11 protein-coding genes are annotated in these 18,132 nt (G+C 37.5%); 4 read left to right on the forward strand and 7 right to left on the reverse strand.

Translation table 11 applies throughout. The features are described 5' to 3' along the window. Position 1: 1 nt before the first annotated feature. Both PVK62_RS00130 and PVK62_RS00135 read right to left on the reverse strand, forming a co-directional pair. Positions 2 to 1,708 carry a LeoA/HP0731 family dynamin-like GTPase gene (locus tag PVK62_RS00130; protein ID WP_274442579.1) on the reverse strand — a complete coding sequence of 569 codons (1,707 nt, stop codon included), beginning with the start codon at positions 1,706 to 1,708 and terminating at the stop codon, positions 2 to 4. Between the two features lie 2 nt (positions 1,709 to 1,710). Next, positions 1,711 to 3,888 (reverse strand): hypothetical protein, encoded by a 2,178-nt coding sequence (locus tag PVK62_RS00135; RefSeq protein ID WP_274442580.1) that lies wholly within the window; start codon positions 3,886 to 3,888, stop codon positions 1,711 to 1,713. 798 nt (positions 3,889 to 4,686) lie between these two features. On the opposite strand from PVK62_RS00135, the gene PVK62_RS00140 reads away from it, so the two are divergent. Genes PVK62_RS00140 through PVK62_RS00155 form a run of 4 tightly spaced genes read left to right on the forward strand, consistent with a single transcriptional unit; the run spans position 4,687 to position 7,228 of the window. Continuing rightward, the gene (locus tag PVK62_RS00140) at positions 4,687 to 5,907 is read left to right on the forward strand and encodes a DUF3440 domain-containing protein (RefSeq protein ID WP_274442581.1); all 1,221 of its coding nucleotides are present in this window, start codon (positions 4,687 to 4,689) and stop codon (positions 5,905 to 5,907) included. Next, complete coding sequence (locus tag PVK62_RS00145; RefSeq protein WP_274442582.1) at positions 5,904 to 6,530, forward strand: ParB N-terminal domain-containing protein; 627 nt, start codon at positions 5,904 to 5,906, stop codon at positions 6,528 to 6,530. The genes PVK62_RS00140 and PVK62_RS00145 overlap by 4 nt, the downstream gene beginning before the upstream one ends. 17 nt (positions 6,531 to 6,547) lie before the next feature. After that, the gene (locus tag PVK62_RS00150) at positions 6,548 to 6,940 is read left to right on the forward strand and encodes a hypothetical protein (RefSeq protein ID WP_274442583.1); all 393 of its coding nucleotides are present in this window, start codon (positions 6,548 to 6,550) and stop codon (positions 6,938 to 6,940) included. A 6-nt stretch (positions 6,941 to 6,946) separates the two neighbouring features. Further along, positions 6,947 to 7,228 (forward strand): YadA C-terminal domain-containing protein, encoded by a 282-nt coding sequence (locus tag PVK62_RS00155; RefSeq protein ID WP_274442584.1) that lies wholly within the window; start codon positions 6,947 to 6,949, stop codon positions 7,226 to 7,228. A gap of 83 nt (positions 7,229 to 7,311) precedes the next feature. Here PVK62_RS00155 and PVK62_RS00160 read toward each other — a convergent pair whose 3' ends face one another. The 5 genes from PVK62_RS00160 to PVK62_RS00180 all read right to left on the reverse strand — a co-directional run bounded on the left by PVK62_RS00160 (position 7,312) and on the right by PVK62_RS00180 (position 18,054). Next, on the reverse strand, positions 7,312 to 8,628 hold the full coding sequence (locus PVK62_RS00160; protein ID WP_274442585.1) for an McrC family protein: 1,317 nt from the start codon (positions 8,626 to 8,628) through the stop codon (positions 7,312 to 7,314). A 6-nt stretch (positions 8,629 to 8,634) separates the two neighbouring features. Further along, entirely contained in the window at positions 8,635 to 10,371 is a 1,737-nt protein-coding gene (locus PVK62_RS00165) for an McrB family protein (protein WP_274442586.1), read from the reverse strand. 147 nt (positions 10,372 to 10,518) lie between these two features. Further along, the gene (locus PVK62_RS00170; protein WP_274442587.1) at positions 10,519 to 15,222 is read right to left on the reverse strand and encodes a DUF3320 domain-containing protein; all 4,704 of its coding nucleotides are present in this window, start codon (positions 15,220 to 15,222) and stop codon (positions 10,519 to 10,521) included. Between the two features lie 97 nt (positions 15,223 to 15,319). Further along, positions 15,320 to 16,519 carry a restriction endonuclease subunit S gene (locus PVK62_RS00175; RefSeq protein ID WP_274442588.1) on the reverse strand — a complete coding sequence of 400 codons (1,200 nt, stop codon included), beginning with the start codon at positions 16,517 to 16,519 and terminating at the stop codon, positions 15,320 to 15,322. Next, positions 16,516 to 18,054: a type I restriction-modification system subunit M gene (locus PVK62_RS00180; protein ID WP_274442589.1), complete on the reverse strand. Its 1,539-nt coding sequence runs from the start codon at positions 18,052 to 18,054 to the stop codon at positions 16,516 to 16,518. Before PVK62_RS00180 ends, PVK62_RS00175 begins: the two co-directional genes overlap by 4 nt. Positions 18,055 to 18,132: the final 78 nt, after the last annotated feature.

Here is an 18,132-nt window from a genome sequence, read left to right on the forward strand (position 1 = left end):
GTTACTTATTCATTTCTTTAAATTGGGCTTCAATGATTTCGCCTTCTTGTCGCCAAAGATTAAATTTATCTCTACGAACTTCTTGCATTTCAATACAATCTTTCAATTCACACATTGATTGCATTAATTCTGATTTTTTAGGAAAAAATGTAACCATGAAATTATCACTATCGATAATACTTAACAATTCTTTACGTTGATTTTCAAAATCACCAACCATGTTATCTATTGATTTTATAAACTCTTGTTGTTTTTTGTGCTCACTCCATGAACTCCACATTTCAAGCGCAACACCAACAAAAAGTAATGCTCCATTAATACCTTTAGCTAAATTAACAGCTCCCCAAGGTTTAAATTTAAGCATTTTAGCAAGGTCTACTCCCACCAATTTACCAGCACTAACTAAACCATCACGAGCTAATAAGATATTTTTATTATTAATAAAGTTACCTTTTAGTACAAAATTCACCCCCTGCTTACCCATCAAGGTGACGGTTTCATTATAACTCTTCACTTCGTTAGATATATTAGTTTGTAATTGCTGTATCTCACCAGAAAGCGTACTTATTTGGGCATCAAACTCATTTTGAATTCGAGTATTCAATACCACTCCCTCATTACCGATTTCACGCTCAAAGAAACTAGCAAAGGTATTAATGTCACATCCTTTAACTTGCAAAATTAGATTAGAAAAAATTTTCGAAACAAATTCTCTTAAACCACAGCGAACTTCAACAATTCGAGTGTCGATAAGGTGCATTTGTTTCTCTAATCTGATGTTAATAGTACGAAGTCTTTCTAATTCCTCGCCTATCTTTTCATCATTCTGAATTGCTATTGGTAACTGGCGGATAAGCACATCTCGAATCACACTATTCTGAGCTTCAAGTGCAATAGCCATTTGCCCACCATTAGATTTGATTTTTTCTAATGTCGCTGTTTGTAATTTTTCAATATGAGAAAGCGCCTTAAATTTCTGGCTGTTATCTAGCCAATATTCAGTTCCCATATCAAAAGGATTTGCAGCCACTGCAACAATTGATAAATTATTTTGCTCTTCTTTATTTAGATGCAAAATATCATTTAATCTTTCTGCTACATTTTGATGTTTGATATTAAAATTCTGGCGATAGTCCCATTCATCCTCTACATCTGCGACTTCATCAAACCGACTCAACACAAATACTGTTCTTGATAACAGATTTAAATCACGAAATAACCAATTTAAGTCATCTGAATGACTCGCTTTAATCGGATTAGTTGAATTCATGACATATAAAATTAAATGAGCCTCACTCACATATTGCTTTGTAATATCTTTATATTGCTCTATTTGTGCAGAACTTGTATTCAACTTCTCTTTAAAGCCAAATAAACCTGGAGTGTCAATTAATTCACAATTTTCATCAACATTATAAATTTTTACGGCATCAGAAGATTCTTGATGACTAATATTCATTGTTTCAGTATCAAGTTTTTCCATCCAGGCAGCGGCAATTGATGTTTTACCTTCAGAAAAGCCTCCAACCAAAGCTATCTTCAACTTTCCAGAATTAATCGTATTTAGTGCATGGTTTAATTTTTCATGCAAGTTTTCATCAATTCCGGCACCTGCATCTTTGCCTAAATCCAAAAAATTAGTTAACTTATTTAAAATTATTTGAGCCTTTATCTTATTTGCTTCAAATTCTTGAATTGTATTATTCATAATTATGACTCCAACTGCTTACAAATAGAATGTAATTCTTCTTGAGCTAGCTTTAACTTTTTATTTACACTTTCAACATGTGCTATAGAAGTCTCCATTGTCGAGTTAATCGACTCAATATTTGCTTCTACATCCTTCATCATTTGACTTAAATTTGACTCCACATTCATTTCTATATCATAAGCAACATTTTCGATATTCTCATCCGTAGACTGTCGTTGTTGTGATTGTTTATAAGAACTACTAAAAAAGGAACGTACTGCTTTATAAAACTGAAATACTAATGTAGCAGCTGATACAGCAATAACACCCCAACCCACCGGAGTAAAAAACAACAATGCTCCACCACCCACGGCTCCTAATACACCCCAAACATTTACACCATTATTAAACTTAAAATTTAGTGATAAATCATCTTGGTCCATATTGTTAAATGTCGTCATCACCTCACTTGTCTGAGCCTCAAAACGTGCAACAACATCTTTAATTTGTTCTTCAAACTTAGTGAGCTCTAGTTTTATTTTATTTGGTATTTCTTCAATTAATTCATTTTGATATGTCTCGATATTTTGCTTTAAATAGTCTTGAAACTCATCGTTACTAATATCTCGATTTATATCTTTATACGTTTTTTCACGTACCTTAGAACTAAAATCATAAATAAGTTCTTTAGTTTTGTTTCGTAACCTTGAACGCAATAGCTCTACATGTGAATTAAGCTCAGCACTTGTATCGGATAACTCTGAGCGCAATAAACCCAATAAAGGGCCAAATTTTTCTTTCTGTAAACAAGTCACATCCATAAGCGCCATATCAACAACTTGTTTGGCTTTATTTTGATTTGAACGAACAATCTTATTTTTGAAATCATTAACTACGGATTCATTAAACATTTTTGTTAATGCGGTTACATTTGATTTATATAAAATATCTTGTTTATCATATTTAGATAAGAACTTATCTTGTGCGCTTGCATCTCTAGAGCCGGGAAGAAGGCAAGAAGAAGCAGCTAAAAATGCAGGATAAGCACTTAACCCTATATGTTTTTGATAACTATCACCCAAATAATCAATCATTTTAGAATCAAGATCGTCCAGACTCTCTTGCTCACCTTGAGAAATGATCGGTCCCATACCTAATTGAATCGGATTTTGAATACGCTTATTATATATAGTCCAAACTTCTGATTGAGCACCTAAATGTTGTTTTATTTTTTCTAACGTTCCTGGATTTTTTCCATCCCCTTTTTGAGGCGCAGATGCTTTACCTGTAACATAAAAAACAGCATGAGCCTTATGTACTGCCTGCCAAATAGCATCGCTCACTTTACTCTCTTTTCCTTCTATACCAGGAACATCAAGTAAATTAAATCTCGCACCACCAACGTCAAAATAATAGTTTTGTGTTTCTAACGTAAAATCTGAACGACCATTACCAATGATTGCCCCATCAGCAAAAGATTCTGCTGCTTTTGTTTTTTCTTCAATTTCTTTGTTTCTTAATTCAAGACGTTGCAATGCATTACTTAATGTCGACTTTTCATCTATATAGCTTTTAGATTGAGTATTTAGATCATTCTCCGCTTCTTTTGTTAATTTATATGAAGTTTGATATTCTTTAAATTCTGGTATTTTCTTAAATAACCAAATCAACCTTTCAAATAACGTCGCAGACTCTTTTGCTAATTGAACTCTATCCTGTGCTTGTTGAGTTTCAAGCTTTCTATGATTTATAGCTTGAAGTAAAGCACGTTCTTTTTCACGCCAAGCCATATCAAACTCATCAATACGGTTTTCTCCTTCAAGAATTTCAAGGCGCGTTTTTTCAATACATTCTTTAGTAATTCCTGACTTTAATTGCCATTTTAAAAATTTGGCTTGCTGCTCTTTTTTCAGTTCTTCTTTTAATAAAATACGCAACGTTTCAATAATGGTCGATTTACCTGCATTTGTTTCTCCATAAAATGCAATAGTAAAAGTATCCCACTCTGCATTTTCCTCTAAACAATAAAGCTGCTCAGTTACTTGAGTATGCAGTTTATCTAGAATCTCTCGACCCGCTTCATTAGCATCTCTGATTGAAGTATCTTTTGTTGTGCTATTTAGTCTTAGTATCAACTCATCAATGATATTCTGTATCTGTTGATACACCTTTTCAGGTTTATAGCTATTACCCATCATTCTTTATTTTCTCATTTTATTAGATTAAATCTTGTCTTTAGCCTAGCCATTTCACAAAGCGAGCCACTATACAACACGATAGATTAGTGATAATTATGTTATTAACCTCAACTAAGACACTGGTCACGCTTTATAAAGCTGACCGAGTAAACAATCATCTATTCGGTTAGTTAATAATAAAATAATCTCTGGCATTTTTACTTTTATAAGCTTACAAAAAGCCCACTTTTGGTGAGTAGGCATCTTGTTTAAGAGACGGAGAAAATACCAAATAAACTGAAAGACTAGAGATCCGGTTAATGCCATTCAGGTGAGATTGATGCTTATTGATATAAATCAAACTAAGTACTGATTTGTTTTTAACAAAAAATCTTATTTCAAAATCAAAAAAAACATAATCATTTGAATTTCATACCTTAAATCATTGTAGAACACTTGAAATTTGACCATTAAAGTAATGTTAATTATAGTCAATAATTAATTTAATTAACCAAGTTTTGACATTAGAGTCTTCTATTATGTACTTGAGTAAATTATCTTAATTTTGGGTGTTTTTAAGTGCCTTTTGTATTTATTTTTACTCTAAAACAAATAAGCCATTAATAACTAGGCTGCGTTTAGAGTTTTAAATCTAAAATAAGAACACCTATCATAAACATTTAAAATACTTATGATTAACAGCTGTTTTTTTTGTTTTACTGCACTTGTTTTTTAGTTGATATTAATTTCAGGAATAAAGAGATTGAAATAAACTCTTTTTATTGAACGAGACATACAAACTATAAATAAAGTGTATTTATGAAAATTAACTTATCTTTTGATGTGGATGTAGCAGCAAGACAACGTATAAATACTATTTTTGATGGCTTCAAACATTTTTATGTTTCATTTTCTGGAGGGAAAGATTCTGGTGTACTTTTAAATTTGATTATTGATGAATCCAGAAAGAGAAATCGATTACCTGTCGATGTATTGATCATAGATTTAGAAGCTCAGTATAAAAATACCATTGAATATATAGAGGAAATGGTCTCAAAAAAAGAAATAAATGCGTTTTGGATTTGTCTTCCTCTTAGTTTAAGAAACTCAGTTTCACAGTTTCAGCCTAAATGGATATGCTGGAACCCCTCGTTTCAAAATAAATGGTTACGAGATTTTCCAAAAAGTAATTCAGTAATAAAAGATATGACTTATTTTCCTTTTTATACATTTGGTATGGAATTTGAAGAATTCGTATTTGAATTTTCTAAATGGTATTCATCAATGAAAAACTCACAATGTGCCTGTTTTATTGCCATACGTGCTGATGAATCATTAAATAGATATAGAACAATTAAAAATAAGCATAAGAGTAAATACCTTAATTTTAAATGGACAACCAAGGTTGGTGAAAATGTTTATCATGCTTATCCAATATACGATTGGAAAGTGACCGATATTTGGATAGCTAATGGAAAATATCAATATTCGTATAATAAAATATATGATTTGATGCACAAGGCCGGTGTTTCATTAGCACAGCAACGCTTATGTCAACCTTTTGGTGATGACCAAAGGAAAGGCTTGTGGTTATATCAAATACTAGAGTTTGATACATGGCAAAAGCTTGTAGAACGTGTAGAAGGATGCAATTTTGGCGCTAGGTATAGTAAAAGCCAAGGTAGAATTTTAGGCTATTATAAATTTGATTTACCAGATGGGTATACTTACAAAACGTATAGTAAATACCTGTTAAAAACCATGCCTCCACATTTAGAAAAACATTATAGAGTAAGAATATTTCAATTTTTATATTGGTGGAGAAAAAATAAAAACAAAACAGGTATTTATTCAATTCCTGATTTTGGTGATAAGAAATTAGAGTCTGCTAAAAAAATCCCGAGTTGGCGAAGAATATGTAAGGTTTTAATAAAAAATGATTACTGGTGTTATGGGTTATCGTTTGGTCAAAATAAAAGATTAACTAACTTATATATTGATACTTATGAAGATTATATTACTGGTAGAGGTTATGTATGAATGAACTTGAAGATCTATTGGTTATTTTAAATCAAATTGAAAATATGAAACTATCACATTTAAATATTAAAAATCGGGTTGATTTATTTAATCAGTTATCCGATATAGCCTACAGAATTATTGATATTGCACATCCAATTTTAAATGTTAAATTAATAAGTTCAAGTTCAATTAAAAATAATGATTACAACCCTAATATTATGGCGCCGCCTGAGTATAAGTTATTAAAACAATCAATTAAAAAAGATGGTTTAACCATGCCAATAGTTATATCTAAACATGATAATGAACTATATGAAATAATTGATGGTTCGCACAGGGTTAAAATCATAAAGAATAACCTTGATATTAAAAATTCATTTCACAGCCATATTCCAACTGTTATTTTAACAAAAAATCATACCGATAGTATGGCGTCATCAGTTAGACATAATATTGCAAGAGGGGTACATCAAGTTGAGTTAACTTCAAACTTAATAATTAAATTAAAACAGTCATCATGGACTAATGAGAAAATATGTCAGGAATTAGGGATGGAACCTGATGAAGTATTAAGAATGCAACAAATCACAGGATTAGCTCATGCATATAAAGATGAAGATTTTTCTTTCGCATGGAGGTAAAAAATATGGAGATTCATATGATTAAGAAATTATTAATATCTAGCATTTTAATAGCGATATTACCAAAACACGCTATAGCCGCTGATATACCAACAATAAACAAACCGTATAAAAGTAGTGAATCTGGTTTACTGGCAACTAGAGGTTCTCTTAACGGTGTAGTAGATCGTGTTAATGAAAATTTTACCGTGGTAAGCGATAATTTAGCTGCCGCAGGTAATGCTATCCAAACAAACCATGAGGCAATAGTCGCAGCTCATGCGAGTAATGCTGCTGCCTCTGCAAGTTTAGATCATGATATTAATGCCGTAAAAAGTGATTTAAACAAAGTTGGAGAAGCGATTCAAGCAAACCACGATGCATTAGCGAATAGTTCAGGTTTGATGGATAGCTCATATACTAATGACTAGAATAATATGTTTAAAGATTCTATCAACAATCTTCAATCTCAAATTGATAAAAATAGAAAATTATCATCACGAGGTATTGCCGGAGTTGCTGCAATGACAAATATCCCGACATTAACCGATGGCTCATTTTCAATTGGCATGGGTTATGGCTATTTTGATGGTCAAGATGCGTATGCTTTGGGTATTTCAAAGTCTTTTGAATCAGGGATTGCTGTAAAAACATCATTAGCAACTGCAGGCTCAAAAGATACGACATTTGGTGTCGGTGCAAGCTACCGCTTTAGATAATAATACTCATTTTATTCCAAACTAAAAAAGCACGTTGGATTGCGTGCTTTTTTGTGAGTGAAAAATGTATCCGCCTCATAATACTAAAAAGCGAGCGTTTCTGGTTTATGCCATTTACTTTTATCGCTGTTGATCTCAAATGGCGTGATCCATAATTTATGGCCGTCATCTAAATCAAAAAAAATCGGCAACGCCTGAGTAAAGTTGGCTTGCATTGGATAAATGAGCACCACATCGTTGCCATGTTGCTCGTCTGCGTTTCTTTTAAGGTATTTCTTCGCATAGGCAAACATTTGATAAACGTCAGATTGAGACAAATTGGCGTTGCTTATTTTACTATCAAGCAGCTTCCATTTGGTGTCTAACACTGCCACGTTTCTCTTATCGTGTTTGATTAATAGATCAGGGCGAAGGCTGAACTTCCCTTTCTGTTGATACCTTGCCAAATGCTCCCCTGTGGCTTGAGTTTCTAATTGAAGTGTTGGATGCGATTGTGCCAATTCTGCCTTGATGATCTTAGCGACGTAATCTTCAAACACCTTCTCCATTGGGAACAAGAGTGAAATCGCATGATGCTCCCCCTTCATGGTTTGTGGTGAGTAGCCATTTAAGATCAACTGACACCATTGCAACGGCACATCATAATGATTCATGCCTCGGCCTGATTTCACCTTCGAAAAATCCGATTTATGATCATGGCTTTTTGGCACTTCATGAAACACAAATGCCAACTCTTGCGCTAGCTTTTGGTTGGCAGCACTGCGAGCCAGTGATTTCACATTGAGTAACGCAGAGTGAATCAAACGGTTTGCAGGTCTATCAAGCAAGAACTCATCATATTCACAGTAAAATTTGTGTTTATTGATGAAATTATGACGAAGTTGCTTGCCGACATTCAGCTTACCTTTTAAATACGCGAGATTGTCTTCACGGCGTACATAATCACTGCGTAATCCTCGTTTTACCAAGGTGTTTACCGAGTGTAAAAATTGCCCTATAAACACCTCAAGCAATGGCATTTTTTGATGAGTGATGTTGGCACTGGCGGTTTGAATGTGGGAAAACCCTTTTAACGCCCTAAGCATGGTTAAGAGTGAAGCCCGCGCTTGGTCTTCTCCCTCCTCCTCATTTGTGCTTTTGCCTATTTTTGGCAACACTTCAATTTGGGTTTTATCGGGTGTGAAAATAACCCCTGCGTAATTTTGTACTTGCAGCACTTCCATGCCATCAAGACTGCGCAGCTTTAGTAACTTTCGGTCACTCTCATCCCCTAAGCACATACGCTTTAAGTAATCGTAACTGCTTGCTGATACTTTTTGCACACGAGAATGCGCCTCGGCTCTGTCGTCTTTTGCGACAAAACCAAACTCAAACAAGGTGATTTCTTTTTTCGCTTTCATTACGCGTTACTTAATTGATGCATAAACAGCAACATAGGCCTGTGGATTATCCCAAACCGAGTTTTTTCCATCAAACGCCATTAAGGTGTAACATGTTTTGCTCTCTTCATAGGTTTCTAAACCGTGGTTAGAGCCAAACAATGAATCATAAGATTCGTTATGCTTTTTAACAAAGCGGATCTCGTCTGATTTTTGATTATCCCCTAATACAAGGCGGATCTTATTCCAATCGTCATAGAAATACTCTTCTAGCAATGGGATGATTTTATTTTTAAACGCCGCTTTTAGCAGTTTGAAAGCTTTATCTTCGTCTTGCTCATTGTAGACAGGGAATAAGAAAGCGTGACCCAAGGTATGCTCACGATCATATAAAGCTTCTATGCGTTTATTTAGGGCGTTAAGTAACCGAGTAAGATCGATACCTTTAATCTGTTTGTTATTAAATAATTCAGGCTTTGGCATCATTTCGATAAAATCAAAACGACGACGCAGCGCGGTATCCATCATAGCGAGAGAGCGATCGGCGGTGTTCATGGTGCCGATGATATGCAAGTTATCAGGTACTGAGAACGTATCGCCAGAGTACGGTAACACAAGCTCTATTTCTTCTTCTGCTCCTTTACGCTTTGATGGCTCAATAAGCGTGATCAACTCACCAAAGATCTTAGAGATGTTTCCTCGGTTAATTTCGTCGATGATGAGGACGAAATTCTTACGCTCTGTATGAACCGTATTCGTTTGATTTGAATAGGCAGACAAATGCTTAATTAATGAAGAATAATATGGATTTAGACCGCCTTTTATTTCACGTTCACCATTAAATACCGCTTTTAACGTTTTTACACTCAGTGAATGAGTTGAATCACCTTTGTCTTTCTCAAATCTAATCGTATTATTATCGACATCCGTAACAGTAAAGAAAGTACGAACGGTATTAACTTTAATGCCATTTTCACCTTGTGATAGCGCTGTAAGAAAATTCGCCCATAGTGAATCAAAATCACGGTCACTTTCTACGGTTTTAGTTACTCGATATTTATCTGCGTCTTCTGAGATCGTTTTAAAAATGCCATCTTTTTCATAATAGGCTATTTGATTACCTTCAGTTTTAGCACTTAACCCTTCAACAAATTCTTCATAGCCGTAGCTTTGATGAAAGGTAACAAAGCGAATGCGTTTATCAGCAACCAAACGGACATATTCGGCTTTTAATTCATCACGGGTAGCCCATGTAAACGTTGGTTCTGCGGCTTTTACTGCGGCTTCAATGGTGTGATAGGTTTTACCTGTACCCGGAGGGCCGTAGAGGATTTGGTTTAGAGGTGACATGGTGTTTTCATTACTCGCGGTGAAAAATGGCTCAAGTGTGGCTTGTGATGAAGAAATAATTTTCTCGATTGTAAAACCCTGCTTAATCGCTTGTTGATAAAAGCCCTCTACGTTTCCAACGCCCCATTGATTACTCACATAAATGGTTATGCCATCGTGAGTGAGTAAACGATCTTCTGCTTTATTGTAAAATCGGTTTTCAACGTCACTGCTCTTACTTAACCTCTCATCGTACTCTTGCTGAGTAATAAATACGTTACCATTCTTATTTTGTAGAGAGCCGGGAAATATCTGCTCTAGTTGCGCTAACGTAGCGTCATAGCGTTCGATATAAGTAGCAACAACAGCATGAACTAATCGGCCTTTTCCATATACACTTTCTTCAACTCTGTATTTTGTGTTATCTCTTGCCATTTTTCTTTATTCCAACCTAAAAAAGCACGCCATTTGACGTGCTTATTATGTTTCATAGCATGTAAATGAGCTTTCACAGCACCAAAAACTCAAATCTTCATCTACTCGTATTTATTATTGTGATCAACCACCACACAGCAAAATAAACTAACTCGTAGCTATAGAATACACACCGCCCTTCGATACTATTTTTTGATCTTGAAGGAGCTTATCTATCACTAGCTCGACCTTTTCTTTCATTGTTTTACTCGTTACAGAAAAACCAAAAGTTTCAGTGACAGATTTAATTAACTCATCATGATCAATCGAGAAAGTATCTCCAACAACCTCAAATGCAGCGACGGCAATTTCATCATCTGGGACAAACTCAAACTTACGTTCATTGTTTGGTAAAGTTTGACGGTTACGCACTATCACTTCAGCTCCCAGGATCTTGACAAAGTCACCATCGAGCTTGATTTCGCCCCTATTTGCTAACTGATTTAACGTATTATTAATTGTTCGCGTAATTCTTGCACCTGCACGAGTGGCACCTACCGCGGACAACAAACGTGTAGTTAACAATTTGGTATGCATCGGCGATTCCGCATAAAGTACCGTCATGATATCCGTTGTTAAACGGTGAGTTGAAACATCATGAATAGCTTCCCCTAAACGAAGAGATAACTGGTTCAGCGCGCATTGGGCGTATTCTGCTTTCGATGAAGCCTCTTCTACAGCGATACGTTCTATCTGGGCGGTGTCTTTCTTAGGTTTTGACTTTGGTTTCAATGCTTCAGAATCATCATAGTTACGATAAAATGCTTCTGCTTCTTTCAATGCATCACTCATACGTTCCGTTTCACGGTGGCGATTTCTAAACCAATCCGTACTCCAAATACGATGAAAACGCCATCCTAAACCTTCCAACACGCTTTGACGAATACGGTCACGGTCACGTGCACTCTTAGAGCTATGGTAAGTCGCTCCATCGCACTCTACTGCCAACATATAACGTCCAGGCTTGTTCACATCGCGCACGGCAATATCAATATAAAAACCAGCGCAACCTACTTGTGGTTCAACCTTATAACCTAAACCACGGATCACAGATATTACCTCTTCTTCAAACGGAGAATCGGGCTCTTTACCTGTTTCCTCTCGCTTAACCAACTCTTTCGTTACCGCGTAATGCAAGAAGTTCTTCAAAGCACGGACACCAAAAGGAGATGCGTCTGTCGTTGGCATTTCTTCTGCTTTAAAGTTGCTGAACACTTCCATACACATACGCGCACGAGAGATAAGCACGTTTAATCGACGCTCTCCCCCCTCACTATTTAATGGACCGAAACTCATTGGCAAGCGACCTTCATTGGTCTTGCCATAACCGATACTGATGAAAATCGTATCGCGTTCATCACCCTGCACGTTTTCTAAGTTTTTAACGAAAAATTCTTCGCCTTCTTCATGTTCACCAAAAAAGCTTTCAAGATCAGGATTCTGTTTTCTCAGTTTTTCAACTTCAAGCATGATAGCATCACGTTGTGCGGTACTAAATGCAACCACTCCCAATGTCTGTTCAGGCTCGGTACGAGCATGTAACATCACGGCCTCTGCAACCGCTGTAGCTTCACCTTTGTTACTACGAGATCCACCACGATCATAAGTTGTTTCAGGTAAATAATTAAGCGAAAGACCTTTAGCATTTGGGTTAATGCCTGATGATGGGAAGATCATCAATTTATTGTCATAAAACTCTTGGTTAGAGACAGCTATCAAAGACTCATGTCGGCTACGATAGTGCCATTTCAGCATGGTTTCTGGTGTGCCTGACGCAAGGAACATCCCAAGAATGCTCTCCATGTCGGCTGTTACACTCTCTTCGGCTTCTTCATCATCTAACACTAGCATCTTGCCAAAGAAGTTAGTTGGCGGCATTTGTTTAGTATCACCGACCACAATCACCTGTTTGCCACGTAAAATAGCCCCTAAAGCATCTGGCACTTTAACCTGAGATGCTTCATCAAATATCACAAGATCAAACTCAATCGCGCCCGGCTCTAAATACGTCGCAATAGACATCGGACTCATCATAAAGACAGGTTTAATGCTTTGAATCGCTCGTCCAGATTTATTGATCAAGCGGCGGATCGGCATTTGTCGGCGTTTTTTATTAAACTCACGACGCAGTGTTTCCACTTCACCTCGTGCCGAAGGATTAGGCAAGCGTTGGTATAACTGTTCAACAAGTTGCTCTTGTGAGAAATGGAACAGATTACCATCTATCTCACTAAACTGTTCTAACGCTTTCTCATGTTCTGTGCGATCAAATAAACGAATCTCAGTTGAATTTTCATAGCTGTAATTCGCAAGTTCACTATAAAATTTAAGCTTAAAGCAAATCAATAAAGCATCGGCAGAATATGCCCATGCGTACGCCAATTTACTCCACTCTGTTAAACCATATTCGTCCAATTGCTTCACTAAACGATTAAAACGAGCAAGCTCATATACTTGAACAATTTCCTTACCAATACGTTCAACATTGTCTAATGTCAACGCAGCCGTTTCTTCAGCAAAACATTCTCGGTTAGATTCCAATATGGTACAGATTTGTTGTACGTTGTCGTTTCGCTTATTAACCAAGCTATCAAGCGATTCGATTGTATTTGTATCTAACGATGAGCTTTCAGTGGTCAGGTGGCAGGCAAGGCTTGGATCTAATGATTCATCTTCCATCCCCTTGCGTGCTTGGTAAATCCATTGCAATGGTTTAAGCAGTTCACCCCAATCGGTTTGATCGTTCTTGTAATGCTCGCCAACAACCGTAATCAGGGTTTGCGCAGTATCTGCAAATGCCGATTGATTCGCCTTGTACTCCAATAAACCATCTATCTGTGCAACCCATTCATTACTGTTACCTGAAAGACCGTTGCGACACATACCCGCGTATGTTGCCTTTGCTTTACGATATTCACCGGATAGGAATCGCCACCACTTCGTGCCTGTTGTGGTTAGTACACCTCTAAGCTGCATCCAATCACTATTAAATGCGGGATCCATAAAGTGAGCGAGTAAGTTGCTCTTTTGCTGTTGCAAGGTAAAGCCTTGATTTGCAAAATCGAGGATCTGCCCTTCTTTACTTTCCCATGCGGCACTATCAACCTTAATTCCTGTCATTACAGGTTTTTCAGCGATAAGACGCAATGACTGTAATGCGCTGACAGCATCTGTGTAAGTGATAACTTTGCGTTCAAAGCCTTGTGATTCAGCTAATGTCGCCACTTTCGTTATCAATTCAATTTGATTTTGCTGCAATTCACCGCAATGCTGATTGAGCGTTTTACTCTCCGCAGGGGAAACTTCTAAGCGTTGAGTTGCCCCATACAGATTAAAACGAGGTGCGCCATGCTCTGCGATGTAATCGACAACTTCCTGCAACTTACCTGTTATTTTGTTGAAATGAGTTGAGCTCCATACATTCAAATCAAGTTCAAATACAGGTAACAAAGAGGCATCAATCTCAAGAGCCTCTATTTCAGTCTCATACTTTAATGCATACCCTAATGCAACTTGATAACTTACCCCTGTGTTGGCAATTGGTTGATTAACCTCAAAGCAATAATCATCAAGCTGTTTACGCAGTTCTACCAACTTTTCGATATCTTCACCGCGCTCTGGTGAACGTGGCGCATGCTGCATCAAGCCAGTATGAAGTGATGTTAGTACTGCTTTTTTGTTGGCTTTGTGCGAGTGCAACTCCAGTACCGCATCACCAATATGACAGTTATCAAGACGACGCTTTACTACATCTAGTGCCGCCATTTTTTCAGCAACAAATAACACTTTTTTATCGTCGGCCAGTGCCTGAGAAATAATATTCGTGATTGTCTGTGATTTACCCGTTCCTGGTGGACCTTGGATCACTAAGTTCGCGCCGGATTTTGCTGCCAGTACCGCCTCGGTTTGGCTTGAATCAGAATCTAATACTAAGTTAATGGCCTCTACTTTGTTAACGTCCATCGGTGTGCCATCAAGTAGATGAGCGTCTGATTCAAATCCGCCGCCGAATAGTTTGGTAATAAGTGAGTGTTGAGACGGTTTATTTCCTTCCGGCCATACGTCGTCAGCTAAATCTTGGTACATCTGGAACTTACCAAACGAGAAGAAACTAAGCGCCTGCTTATCACGTTGTACTGACCAACGAGTTTCTTTGCTGATTGCCTTTTCTATCGCATCCAAGTAGTCGGCTAACAGATATCCTTCTTCTTGCTCTTCAAAATTCGGCAAGGTAATACCAAATTCCATTTTTAATTTAGCAGCAAGAGTTAAGTTGGCACCAAGCTCTGCATCACTATATTGAATTTTGTAGGCATCACCAGCATCACTGCGCACCAGTTCTACGGGAATTAACACCAATGGTGCGTAACGTGCTTTGTCGGAATTTGCATCTTCATACCACTTGATAAAACCAACCGCGAGGTAAAGTAAAGCGACACCCTGCTCTTGCACATAAGTGAGTGCTTCTGTGCTGAGTTTTAGTAAACGGGTTTCTAACGGTTTCTTAAATAACGAGGTTTGTAGTGCGTTATCGTTAAAGCGCTTGGCACCTACTTTATTATCTAGATGTTCGATTAATGCCAACTGTGTAAAGGCTTTATCATCATCCGATTCCAATTCACCGGGTGCAGGTAAAAAAGTCATGGGCTTGTGTGAATTCACCAATGTATCAAACACTTGTATTGATTTTTCATCAACAATGTCTAATACACGAGGACCTTTGCCAAGGCTTAATAAGGTGTTGCCTCGAAGCCCCATATCAAGCAGTTCTTGGCGGCTTTTATCGAAAATCTGTTTTAAGTTGCTGTCCATAACCTAACCGACGTTTTAAGAATATAAGTATTATTGTTTATAAGCGCCCTGTAAAGAATGATGACAAGACGCGTTTTATTTGTTGTTGCAAGTATTGTTATAACTGGCCTAAAAAAGCTTTTTGGGAGAGAGCGTTAAAATTTTCATTGCCTAACATTTCAATATCCTTTCGGATATGTTTCAAATTTTCGGTCATTTGAGTAATTTCAACATATTTTTTTTGCATCGAAAGTGGGAATACAGGAATTGGCATAGCTTTTATGATTCCCATATTTAACCCTGACATAATTGCACCTTTTGTGTTTTTCTCTAGGTAACGTCTCGCTATAGGATGGTATAAAAAATATGAATGCAAAAACTCAGGTAAACACTTACTTTTATCTAAAGTAATACAACATAGATGCTTTGTGTTTATCGCCAAAGGAATATCTTGAGGAACCACAGCACACCTACCACAGGTACCCATTATTGTAATAAGTACATCACCTGGAAGCACAGTATACCTACTCAGTTCTGAATATTTTTCTTGAGATATAAAACGCTCTTTTCCCCATTCAAAGCTATTCTTTACCGCGTTATCTATACCCAGAACCGATACTCCCGATTGAGTAAATTCACTATGTAATAACTGACTACCAAAAGGACCTGTGCGCATACTGCCTTTTCTATTTTCGGCTAACTCTTCAACGGTAGATTCAACCACTTGTCGAATATCACCAAACATATCCAAAAACACGCTGCGCAAAAACTCATCAGCAAGTTCAATGGCTTGTTTACGTTTTTGACAAATCGCATCGGCTTTATCTAAAATCGCCGCGAGGCGTTTTTGTTCTTCTAATGGTGGGAGTGGGATTTCTAGCTCCTTAATTTGAGATAGGCTCAAATTAGAAATAGTTCCAGTTACTTTCTTCCCACTAATCTGCCGTATAGCTTCATCAGAACCAAGCCAATGCAGTAGAAACCTGATGTCAAACTTACTTTTATCAAAGCGAATTATTGCAACTGCTTGATTACAGTTTGCCTCAGGGAATGCTTCTGGCACAACTGCCACACGGCCAATAGTGCCAGCAATTGTAACTAATAAATCCCCTGCCTTTATCTTTGATCGTTCTAAGGCATCATGGGTATTTTGATCTATAAACAGAACATCATCTAAACTTACAGTGCTATTTTTAATATTTTGAACTCGAAGAAAAGGGATACCTTCCTCAGAAAAATCATACCCGATAGATGTCGGCGTAGTACCTTTCGTAACTACTGAGCAAACACTACCAAATTTAACTTTCGGCCAACTCATAGCATCGCCTCCAGCTCATTCAGATCAGCCAGAATCTCGTTTTCCAATGCTTTCAGTTTGCCTAGAATCACTTTTGGGTCTTCAAAGGTTTCTTCTTGGTACACCACTTCTTTGTAACGGTTGATAGAAAGATCAAACTTTTGCGCTTTGATATCATCTGCCGACACCATAAAGGCTTTTTGCGTTTTGTCGCCAAACTCCGCCGCTAACGCTTCTTGGTTATTAGCTTGGTATAACTCGTTGTAACGCTTCCATTTTGCTAAAGCGTCTGGAATGTCGTTGTCTTGAATTGGGTTACGCTTATCATCCAACGAGTAGCCGTCTGCCGTCATGTCGTAAAACAAGACGTTGTCGGTGCTCCCGCCTTTGGTAAAGATAAGAATACCGGTCGATACGCCCGCATACGGTTTGAAAACACCACTTGGTAGCGAGATCATCGCTTCAAGTTGGTTGTTATTGATCAGCTCTTTACGCAAGTCTTGGTGTGCTTTTGAGCTACCGAATAACACGCCATCAGGCACGACGGTGGCACTGCATCCGCCTAATTTCAACATGCGTAAAATCAAGGCTAAAAACAGTAATTCGGTTTTCTTGGTTTTTACGGTTGCTAACACGTTCGGGTTGACGGATTGCTCGTCCAAACTGCCTTTAAATGGCGGGTTAGCTAAAATCTTATCGAAGAAATTCTCTTCTTGCGGTAACTCGGCAAAGTTTTTGTTTAAGCTGTCTTGATAAGTGATGTTGGCGCTACTTACCCCATGCAATAACATGTTCATGGCTGATACACGTAGCATGGTGCTATCAAAATCAAAGCCCCAGAACATCTTGTTATTAATGTGGTCTTGGTACTCATGCAACAAATCACCCGTATACACGTCGTTGCCGTCTTCATCTTGGTAAATGCTGTCAGGGCTGGTGTGAGTGCGTGTTAAATATTCCATCGTGCGAGATAAGAACCCTGCTGTACCACACGCTGGGTCACAAATAACATCGGTTGGCTGCACATCTAGCATTTCTACCATCATATCAATGATATGGCGAGGGGTACGGAATTGTCCGTTTATCCCTGCCGATGCTAATTTACTCAGCAAATATTCGTAAATATCACCTTTTACATCGCTTTGATCTAATGGCAGTTGATCAACCATTTCTACGGCAGAAAGCAATACGGATTCACTGCGGATCTCCACATCGGCATCGGCCATGAATTGAGCGATATCTGAGCCGTTTAATTCAATCTGTGAGAAGTGTGGAAATACCTTATTACGCAAGTGAGGCAATAACTCTTTGCCTGACATGTTTTTAAAGTTCTGCCAACGCAGTAATTGACCTTCTGGCGTTTCAGGGAACTGACGAGTAAACGCTTGGCCTGTACGTTTGGCTTTGCGCTCTGCCGTTGTTTCTTGCATATCAAGCATGCGTGAGAACATTAAATAACTGATCTGCTCGATAACCACTAATGGGTTCGTTACGCCCCCTGTCCAAAATTTTTCCCACAGGGTGTCGATGTTATTACGTAGTTGACCAGTTAACATAAGTTTCTCTTTTTATTCATGCTGTTTATCTCAAGAACGATGTGTTTTTGAGTCATCTTTAATAATGGTATTTTAACG

This window comes from Aliivibrio sp. S3MY1 (genome assembly GCF_028765575.1).
Lineage (GTDB): Bacteria > Pseudomonadota > Gammaproteobacteria > Enterobacterales > Vibrionaceae > Aliivibrio.